The sequence below is a fragment of the Streptomyces sp. NPDC096310 genome (genome assembly GCF_044763125.1).
Classification (GTDB): domain Bacteria; phylum Actinomycetota; class Actinomycetes; order Streptomycetales; family Streptomycetaceae; genus Streptomyces.
In genome coordinates this window covers 100,554-109,850 of the sequence record NZ_JBIWFO010000024.1, presented here as the reverse complement: position 1 = coordinate 109,850, position 9,297 = coordinate 100,554, and the positions used below count along the sequence as shown (strand labels likewise).

Genomic DNA, 9,297 nt, shown 5'->3' with positions numbered 1-9,297 from the left:
GCACCCTGGAGCCGCGACCATCAGAGCTGGAGGGGGCGGACCGCCCGACACAAAACACCCCCGGCCCACCCCGACAGGCACCGCCCGAACCCGCACCCAACCCTGAACAGTGACCAGCGGGGCATGAGCCTCAACCAACATCCGGTCGGTAGACGCTTGACGAAACGCGCCACCACCCCACTCCACTGCCGCGCGCCCCGCAGGGCGAACCGGCCCGCCAGGCTGGAGCCGACCGAAGGAACAGAGCTGTTCCCCAGCGGGCCCTTCGCCCGGCCCGGAACCGCGATCATCGGATCAGGGAGGGGCGGCCCGCCCGACGCCACGCAACCCCGGCCCACCCGGTCACCCTTCGGCCTTAACCCGCAGACGACCGCCCTTAATTGCCACCAGCAGAGCACCGAACGGTGCGGGGGCCGTTGCCAGGATCCCCTCGGGGTCGTCGCTCTCCCGGAGACGGAGGGCGCCGTCGGGAGCAGCGGCTATGTTGACGCAGTTGGCGCCCTCCGAGCTGTAGGAGGACTTCTGCCATTCGTAGGTAGGCATGGTCAAACTTCCTCAGATGCTCTTGGCTACACGCCGAATGAAGTCACGCGACTTTCCAGGCGGAAGGGCACAGCTCTCCATGCGGTCCAGAACCGTGCGGTAGCGAATGAGCTGCGCCTCCCCGTCCAGGAAGTCACAGCCATGATCGGTGTCCAGCAGGACTGTGTCGAGTTGCGGCACAGCGCCGGTTGCGTAGGTGACCGGCTGGCCTGCGGCAGGAAAGTCACGGGGGCCGAAGGGGATGACCAGGACCCGCACGTTGTCGTGCTCGCCCATCTCGATCAGATGGTGCAGTTGCTCCCGCGTGACCTCGGGCCCCGCGAACCCGAGTCGTAGCGCGGCTTCATGGACGATCGCGGTGTAGGGCATCGCCGAATCCCCGTACAGGACCGCCTGCCGCTTCATCCGGAACGACGTACGGTGCTCAAGTTCGTGGGCGCGCAGTGACGGGACACTGTGCTTGAAGGAGACGCGGGCTTGGGCAGCCGTCTGGAGAAGGCCGGGCACGTTCATGACGGCAGCCACCCGCATCGAGGTGGCGTCGTTCTCAAGCTCGGCGCACTCGATCAGTGATGCGGAGAGCAGCTCACGGTAATCGTCCCACCACCCCCGCTCGCGGCCTCCCGTCATGCCCGCCAGCGCCTCCACCAGCTCGGCGTCGTCGCAGGCATAGGTGTGCGCTATCGCACGCACCCGGTCGGCACCGACGGCGTACCGGCCCGCTTCCATCATGCTCATCCGGGCCTGCTGGATGCCGACTTGAGCCGCGGCGGCCGTTGACTTGAGTCCGGCCCGCTCGCGCAGCTTGCGCAGTTCGGCGCCCAGCCTTCGCTGCCGCAGTGTCGGCGGCGTGTCTCTTGCCACGGGGCCCTCCCCATACGAGCTGTCACCCACACAGGTGAAGTCCAAAAACTATCGCCAATTCGAGGATAACTTTATCCCCCACGGGCTACATTCCTATCACGCACCAACTGCTGCGACGGATAGGAGACTTCACATGAACACCGTATCCCCGCCCCTCCCCCGCCCCGATCGCCCAGAAGGGTTCGACCAGGAGATCCGCGAGCTCGTCGACGACACCGCGCCCCGTCTCTTCGCCGTCGTCGAGGAGTACACCTGCGAGGACGGCGAGCTGGACGCCCGCGTCGCCGCCTGGGGGCTCGCCCACGCGGATGGCGGGGTTACGCAGGTGGCCGCCGTTGACGGGGGTGTCTGGTTGTCCCTGGCCTCGGTCGAGCGGGCCGCCGCGTGGGTCTCGCGCCGGCCGGGGAGCTTCGGCAGCGTCGTATGGGCGGGTGCGCCGAGGCCGTGACGGTATGCGTGAGGGCCCGGTGGGCAGCCCCCGGACTGCGGGGCGGGCCGCCGGGCCCTCGTATGCGGTACGCCTGCCGCCTTACGCCGTCAGCTTCGCCAGCGTCGCGTCGATGCGGGCCAGCGTGCGCTCCCGGCCCAGGAGTTCCAGGGACTCGAAGAGCGGGAGGCCGACCGTACGGCCCGTGGTGGCGACGCGGACCGGGGCCTGGGCCTTGCCGAGCTTCAGGCCGTGTTCCTCGCCGGCCGCGAGGACCGCGTTCTTCAGGGACTCCGCGTTCCAGTCGGACTCCGCGATCTTCGCGCGGGCCGTGGTCAGCAGCGCGTCCGCGCCCGGCTTCATCGCCTTCGCCCAGGACGCCTCGTCCTCGACCGGCTCGTCCAGGAAGAGGAAGTCGACGTTGGCGGTGATGTCCGAGAGGACCGTGACCCGGGTCTGGGCCAGCGGGGCCAGCGCCTCGAAGGCCGCCGCGTCGAAGGACTCCGGGGCCCAGGGGGCGTACGGGGCCTTCAGCCACGGGGCGCAGGCGTCCGCGAACGCCTTCACGTCGAGCTGCCGGATGTGGTCGGCGTTGATCGCCTCGGCCTTCTTCAGGTCGAAGCGGGCCGGGTTGGCGTTGACGTCCGCGATGTCGAACGCGGCGACCATCTCGTCCATGGAGAAGAGGTCGCGGTCCGCGGAGAGCGACCAGCCCAGCAGCGAGAGGTAGTTGAGCAGCCCCTCGGGGAGGAAGCCGCGCTCCCGGTAGAGGTTCAGGGACGCCTGGGGGTCGCGCTTGGAGAGCTTCTTGTTGCCCTCCCCCATGACGTACGGAAGGTGCCCGAAGCTCGGGACGCCCTTGGCGATGCCCAGCTCTGTCAGCGCCTTGTACAGCGCGACCTGGCGCGGGGTGGAGGAGAGCAGGTCCTCGCCGCGCAGGACGTGGGTGATCTCCATCAGCGCGTCGTCTATCGGGTTGACGAGCGTGTAGAGGGGGGCGCCGTTGGCGCGGACGATGCCGTAGTCCGGGACGTTCTCCGGGGTGAAGGTCAGCTCGCCGCGGACCAGGTCCGTGAAGGTGATCGGCTCGTCGGGCATCCGGAAGCGGACGATGGCGCCGCGCCCCTGCGCCTCGTACGCCGCCTTCTGCTCGGCGGTCAGGTCGCGGCAGTGGCCGTCGTACCCCGACGGCCGGCCCGCCGCGCGCGCCGCCTCGCGGCGGGCGTCCAGCTCCTCGGTCGTGCAGTAGCAGTGGTAGGCGTGGCCCGCCTCCAGCAGCTTGGCCGCGATGTCGCGGTAGAGGTCCATGCGCTGCGACTGGCGGTACGGCGCGTGCGGGCCGCCCACCTCGGGGCCCTCGTCCCAGTCGAGCCCGAGCCAGCGCAGCGAGTCGAGGAGCTGCGCGTAACTCTCCTCGGAGTCGCGCGCCGCGTCGGTGTCCTCGATGCGCAGGACCAGGGTGCCGCCGGTGTGGCGGGCGAACGCCCAGTTGAAGAGGGCGGTACGGACCAGGCCCACGTGGGGGTTGCCGGTCGGGGAGGGACAGAAACGTACACGGACGGGTGCGCTAGCCACGCTTGATCACCTTGTTGGTGAGAGTGCCGATGCCTTCGATGGTGACGGCGACCTCGTCGCCGACGCTGAGGGGGCCGACCCCCGCGGGGGTGCCGGTGAGGACGACGTCACCGGGGAGGAGCGTCATGGCCTCGCTGATGTTGACGATCAGGTCCTCGACGGAGTTGATCATGTCGCTCGTACGGCCGAGCTGCCGCTGTTCCCCGTTGACGGTGCACTGGATGGTGACGTCGGAGGGGTCGAGTTCGGTCTCCACCCAGGGGCCGAGCGGGCACGAGGTGTCGAAGCCCTTCGCGCGCGCCCACTGCTTCTCGCTCTTCTGGATGTCGCGCGCGCTGACGTCGTTGGCGCAGGTGTAGCCGAAGATGACGTCCTTGACGCGTTCGCGCGGCACCTCACGGCACATCCGCCCGATGACGACGGCCAGTTCGGCCTCGTAGTGCACCTCGTTCGAGAAGGACGGGTACTCGATGGCGTCGCCCGAGCCGATCACCGAGGTGGTGGGCTTGAAGAAGGCGAACGGCGCGTCGGGGACCGCGTTGCCCAGCTCCGCCGCGTGCTCCGCGTAGTTGCGGCCGAAGGCCACGACCTTGTTGGGGAGGACGGGCGGGAGCAGCCGCACCTTGCTCAGCGGGACCTTGGTGCCGGAGAGCTCGACGTCGGTGTACGGAATGCCCTTGATGATGTCGAGGACGAGGCCGGCGGTGTCGCCGCTGCCGTCGCCCTCGACCGCGCCGAAGGCGACATTGCCGTCGATGGAGAATCTGGCGATGCGCACGGAAGCTGTTCGCCCTTCACTTGCTGACTGGTCCGGAGACTGACGCCCCAGGTCTGAAGACTGACGCTCCAGGCTAACGCGGCGGGCGGCGCGGGCCTCGCCTTCAGACGCCCGGAACGGAACGGCGCGTGAACGGGCGGCCCCTGTGGCGCGTACTACCGGGCGTGGGCGGAACGCGGCGTACGGACACGGAGCGGGCGGAGGCGGTCCTCGGCGTGCGACCGTTACGAGGCGGCGGGCGCGGCGTCCGGGGTGGCCGCCTCGGCGGACGGGGCGGACGGGGCGACCATCAGGGTCGTACGGCGCGGGTTGGCCGTACGGTTCGGCAGGGCGACGGGGTGCTCCGGCCGCGCGGCGGGCGCCAGCTCCTCGGCGTCCTTCAGGTGCGCCAGCGTGGTGCGCCGGGGGTTGGCGGTGTTGCGGAACATCATCGTTGTCTTCTGCGGATTCATGTGTGGTGTCAGACCTTGTCGGGCTACGGGCACCGGAGCGCCGGTTGTCGGATGTGCCATCCCTGTAAAGCGTCAGGCTAAACATCCAATTCCCCGCCGCAGCGGCGATCGATCGTCGATCACGGTGTGAGTTTCCTCACGACCTGCCAGGCATTTCCCCCATTCCGGGCGCCAGTTGATGACCAAGGAAACGGACATTGCGTTACTGAACGTTGCATTCCACTGCTGATCATCCGGACCGGGACACCCCCTACCCGTACATGGCTCGTACGCGTAAGTCCGTTTCCTCCGCCCCGGCTTTCCACGGCCGGTGACCCGGTGCTCACTGCGTGTCATTCAGGTCACAGCCCTGCCCTTCGCCCTTGTTGGAGATCCTGCACTGTGCTGGAATTCCCCCCACCGCCGCGGGTTTGGATGTGCCGGCGCGCAGAGGCGCAACGCAGCGCCGAGTGGCGGCGGGGAAGGGGAGCAGCGCCGGTCACTCACGACCACCATGGGGTGCCTTTCCGTGCCCCACGACGCCGACACCGTTCCGCCGTTCAGCGGGGGGACGCCTGGTCCAGAGGTTGCGACGCTAGTGCAGGGACGTTACAAGAGGGATGGCAGCGCTGCGGCGGAGCAGGAGCACCGCGGCGGATCCGACCGCGGCTCCTCGCCCCAGCACACCCAGAACCCGGGCCCGGCTCCGTCGGGTGACCAGAACGGCGGCCGGGGCGCACGTCCCGGTCCGGGACAGAGCGGACCCGGCGCGCCCGCCGCGCCGCCGTCTCCGCAGACGACGCCGAACGCGAAGTCACCGACCGACCCCGGGTCGCGAATAGCGCTGCGCAACTGGCGCATCAGCACCCGCCTCGTGGCGCTGCTGACCCTGCCGGTGGTCGCGGCCACCACGCTGGGCGGACTGCGGATCAACGAGTCGCTGAACGACATGCAGCAGCTCGAACACATGCAGTTGCTCACCAAGATGACCAAAGAGGCGACCACGCTCGCCCAGGCGCTCCAGGCGGAGCGCGACGAGTCGGCGGGGCCGCTGACCAACGGGGCGAGCGCCAAGGACTTCAAGGTCCAGGACCGCCGTACGAAGACCGACCGGGCCAAGAAGACCTTCCTCGACGCCACGGTGGACATCGGCAGCACCGACGGCGACCAGGCGCTGGAGAGCATCCGCTCGAACGTCCGGCAGATCTCCACCCAGGTCAACCGGATCAACACCATCCGCAAGGACGCGTACGTCGGCGCGGGTTCGGACTCGCTGACCGTCGACGCGTACGACGGACTGATCACCTCGCTGCTGAGCCTCTCGCAGGACATGGCGCAGGCGACGAACAACCCGGACATGATCAAGCGGACCCGCGCGCTGGCCGCGTTCTCGTCCGCCAAGGAGTACGCGTCGATCCAGCGCGCGGTCATCGCCGCCGCGCTGCCCGCCGACCCGTCCACCAAGGGCAACCTCGACGAGAACGACCGGCTGTACGGTCTGGCCGCGGCGACGAAGGAGAAGAACGCCCTCACCTCCTTCAGCTTCCTGTACGAGTCGATGGGCGGCGACGCCGAAGAGCTGATGGCCCCGCTCAACGGGCAGGGCAACCCCGAGATCCAGTCGTCGGAGAAGTACGCGGACCGGGTGCTCAGCACGGCCGACGGTCTGGGGAGCCAGCCCAGCCGCTCGTATCTGGACTGGACCGACCAGGCGTCCACCCGGATCAACGCGATGAAGACCATCGAGGCCACGCTGCTCGGTGAGATGGAGGCCAAGGCGCGCGAGCTGCGCACGTCCTCGCAGCGCGACGCGATCCTCAACGCCGCGCTGATCCTCGTCGTCCTCGGTGTCTCGCTCGTCGGCGCCTTCGTGGTCGCCCGGTCCATGATCCGCTCGCTGCGCCGCCTCCAGGACACGGCCACCCGGGTCGCCCAGGACCGGCTGCCCGAGCTGGTCAAGCAGCTCTCCGACTCCGACCCGCAGGACGTCGACACCTCCGTCGAGTCGGTCGGTGTGCACTCCAAGGACGAGATCGGAAAGGTCGCCGCGGCCTTCGACGACGTGCACCGCGAGGCCGTCCGGCTCGCCGCCGAGCAGGCCCTGCTGCGGGGCAACGTCAACGCGATGTTTACCAACCTCTCGCGCCGCAGCCAGGGCCTCATCCAGCGTCAGCTCTCGCTCATCTCCGAACTGGAGTCCCGCGAGGCCGACCCGGACCAGCTCTCCTCGCTGTTCAAGCTGGACCACCTCGCGACCCGTATGCGCCGTAACGGTGAGAACCTGCTCGTCCTCGCGGGCGAGGAGCCGGGCCGCCGCTGGACCCGCCCCGTACCGCTGGTCGACGTGCTCCGTGCCGCCGCCTCCGAGGTGGAGCAGTACGAGCGCATCGAGCTGGCCTCCGTACCGACGACCGAGGTCGCCGGACGCGTCGTCAACGACCTCGTGCACCTGCTCGCCGAGCTGCTGGAGAACGCGACGTCGTTCTCCTCGCCGCAGACGAAGGTCCGCGTCACCGGTCACGCGCTGCCCGACGGCCGGGTGCTGGTGGAGATCCACGACACCGGTATCGGCCTCTCCCCCGAGGACCTCGCGGCGATCAACGAGCGGCTCGCCTCGCCGCCCACCGTGGACGTCTCGGTCTCGCGCCGCATGGGTCTGTTCGTGGTCGGCCGGCTGTCGCTGCGCCACGGCATCAGGATCCAGCTCCGCCCCTCCGACTCCGGTGGTACGACCGCGCTGGTCATGCTGCCCGTCGATGTCGCCCACGGCGGCAAGAAGGGCCCCATCGGCGGTCGGCCCGGCGCCCCCGGGCAGGGCGGTCCGCTCGGCCAGACGCCGCCGCCCGGCGGTCAGCTCACCGGCGGCCCCGGTGCACCGTCCGGCGGCGCACGGCCCGGGCTCGGTTCGGGTCCCGGCGGCGCGCCGGCCCCCGGTGGTCCGCTCGGCGCGGGTGCGCCGCGCGGCCAGGTCGGCGCCGGTACGGGGCCGCGTGCCGCGCTGCCGTCCCGCGACGGGTCGCAGGGCGGTAACCAGGACGCGCAGCGCCAGGGCCAGGGTTCGGGTTCCGGCTCGGGACAGCCCAACATCTTCGCCCAGAACGCGTTCGGCCCCTCGTCGCAAGGTCCCTCGCAGGGCCAGGGACAGGGCGGCCCCGGCCAGGGCCAGCAGCGTACGGACCGCCCCGGCGGCGCCTTCGGCCAGAGCGGCCCGGGCAACCAGGGCGCTCCTGGCGGCCAGCACGGTCCGGCCGGCCAGGGCAACCAGGGCGGCCAGGGTCAGAACGGCTTCAGCGGGCGGGCCCAGAACGCCTTCCAGCAGGGTGGCGCCCCCGACCGCGGCCGGCAGCTCCCGCCGCCCGGCGGACCGCGCGCCGAACTGCCCGGCGGCAACCCGCAGCCGCAGCGTCCGGCGGCCCCCAGCTGGGGCAGCGACCAGCAGTCGGGCCGGCCCTCGCTGGACGCACCGCGCGGCCACGAGGAGCACGAGTCCAGCGGCCAGTTCGCCCGTCCTACGGGTGACCGGCAGGGCCCCGGCACCACCTCCGAGTTCCCGCGTCCGGACTTCGACGGGCCCCGGCCCGACCAGAACGCCCCGCTCGGCGGCGGCCAGGACCCCGCGGCCACCGCGCAGTTCCCGCGTCCGGACTTCAACGCTCCGGCCGGTTACTCCTCGGAGTACGGCTCCCAGAGCGGCCAGAGCGACGGTTCCGGCTTCCGTCCGTCGTCGGACTTCGGCTCGGCCCAGCAGGACTTCAACGCCCCGCGTCCGCCCGCCCCGGCCCCGGCGCCCGGCTCCGAGGGCGGCTACCGCCAGCCGAGCCTGCCGCCGCAGCCGCAGCCGGAGGCGCTGCCCCCGGCCTCCGGCCCGGGTGACGGCCGTACGCCGCTGTACGACACCCTGGAGACCAACTGGTTCCACACCCAGGGCGGCGGACAGCAGGACGGCGGAGCGGAGCCCGGCCGGCCGGGCTCCACCCAGGACACGGGGCGTCAGGAGAGCCCGTCCGCGCAGCAGCCGATGGCCCCGATGCCACGCCGCGAGCCCTCGAACGGCTCCGACGCCCTCGGAACGAACAGCTCAGGAACGAACGGCTCCGGAGCGGGCGGCTTCGGCGCGAACGACACCGGCGCGGGCGGCTTCGGGACCAACGGCTCCGGCTTCGACACCAGCGGTTCCGGCTTCACCAGGCCGGGCACCGGCGGCCCGGACTCCCCGGGCCAGGCCCAGGGTCCCGGCCAGAACCGGCGCCCGGGGCTCGGCCAGCTCCACCAGCAGGGCCAGGGTTCCGGAACGAACGGTGGCGGCTTCAACTTCTCCAGCGGCAACGGTTCGGACCCGCACGGTTCGGCCGCAGGCGGCGTGGGCGCCACTTCCTCCTGGCGCACCTCTCCCAACGACGAGCTGGTACGCCAGGCCGAGCGGGCCAAGAAGCCCCAGGCCGGCGGCATCACCACCTCCGGTCTGCCCCGCAGGGTGCCGCGCGCCAACCTGGTGCCCGGTACCGCGCAGGAACAGACCACCCAGGCCGGTCCGCAGGTCTCCCGTGCGCCCGCTGACGTGCGCGGCCGGCTGACCAATCTCCGTCGGGGTATCCAGCAAGGTCGTCAGGCGGGCAACACCGGCCCGGCGAACAACGGATTCAACCTCGGCACCTCTCACCAGCAGGAGCGTTAGTTGA

The 9,297-nt window shown here is 70.8% G+C and carries 7 protein-coding genes; 2 read left to right on the top strand and 5 right to left on the bottom strand.

The genetic code is table 11. The features are described from left to right. Nucleotides 1-342: 342 nt before the first annotated feature. Both ACIQ7D_RS31320 and ACIQ7D_RS31315 read right to left on the bottom strand, forming a co-directional pair. Nucleotides 343-543 (bottom strand): DUF397 domain-containing protein, encoded by a 201-nt coding sequence (locus ACIQ7D_RS31320; RefSeq protein ID WP_403943398.1) that lies wholly within the window; start codon nt 541-543, stop codon nt 343-345. 12 nt (nt 544-555) lie between these two features. Continuing rightward, nucleotides 556-1,407 carry a helix-turn-helix domain-containing protein gene (locus tag ACIQ7D_RS31315; RefSeq protein ID WP_403943396.1) on the bottom strand — a complete coding sequence of 284 codons (852 nt, stop codon included), beginning with the start codon at nt 1,405-1,407 and terminating at the stop codon, nt 556-558. Nucleotides 1,408-1,540: 133 nt separating this feature from the next. On the opposite strand from ACIQ7D_RS31315, the gene ACIQ7D_RS31310 reads away from it, so the two are divergent. Continuing rightward, entirely contained in the window at nt 1,541-1,855 is a 315-nt protein-coding gene (locus tag ACIQ7D_RS31310) for a hypothetical protein (RefSeq protein ID WP_403943394.1), read from the top strand. A gap of 81 nt (nt 1,856-1,936) precedes the next feature. On the opposite strand, the gene gltX is transcribed toward ACIQ7D_RS31310, so the two are convergent. From gltX to ACIQ7D_RS31295, 3 genes are all read right to left on the bottom strand, one after another. Further along, entirely contained in the window at nt 1,937-3,409 is a 1,473-nt protein-coding gene (gene gltX, locus ACIQ7D_RS31305) for a glutamate--tRNA ligase (RefSeq protein WP_403943392.1), read from the bottom strand. After that, a complete protein-coding gene (locus ACIQ7D_RS31300) occupies nt 3,402-4,187 on the bottom strand; it encodes a fumarylacetoacetate hydrolase family protein (protein ID WP_403943390.1) in 786 nt (261 codons plus the stop codon). Before ACIQ7D_RS31300 ends, gltX begins: the two co-directional genes overlap by 8 nt. 224 nt (nt 4,188-4,411) lie before the next feature. Continuing rightward, entirely contained in the window at nt 4,412-4,639 is a 228-nt protein-coding gene (locus ACIQ7D_RS31295; RefSeq protein WP_403943389.1) for a hypothetical protein, read from the bottom strand. 577 nt (nt 4,640-5,216) lie between these two features. Between ACIQ7D_RS31295 and ACIQ7D_RS31290 the strand changes: the two genes are divergently transcribed. After that, nucleotides 5,217-9,293 carry a nitrate- and nitrite sensing domain-containing protein gene (locus ACIQ7D_RS31290; RefSeq protein WP_403943387.1) on the top strand — a complete coding sequence of 1,359 codons (4,077 nt, stop codon included), beginning with the start codon at nt 5,217-5,219 and terminating at the stop codon, nt 9,291-9,293. The last annotated feature ends 4 nt before the right edge of the window (nt 9,294-9,297 follow it).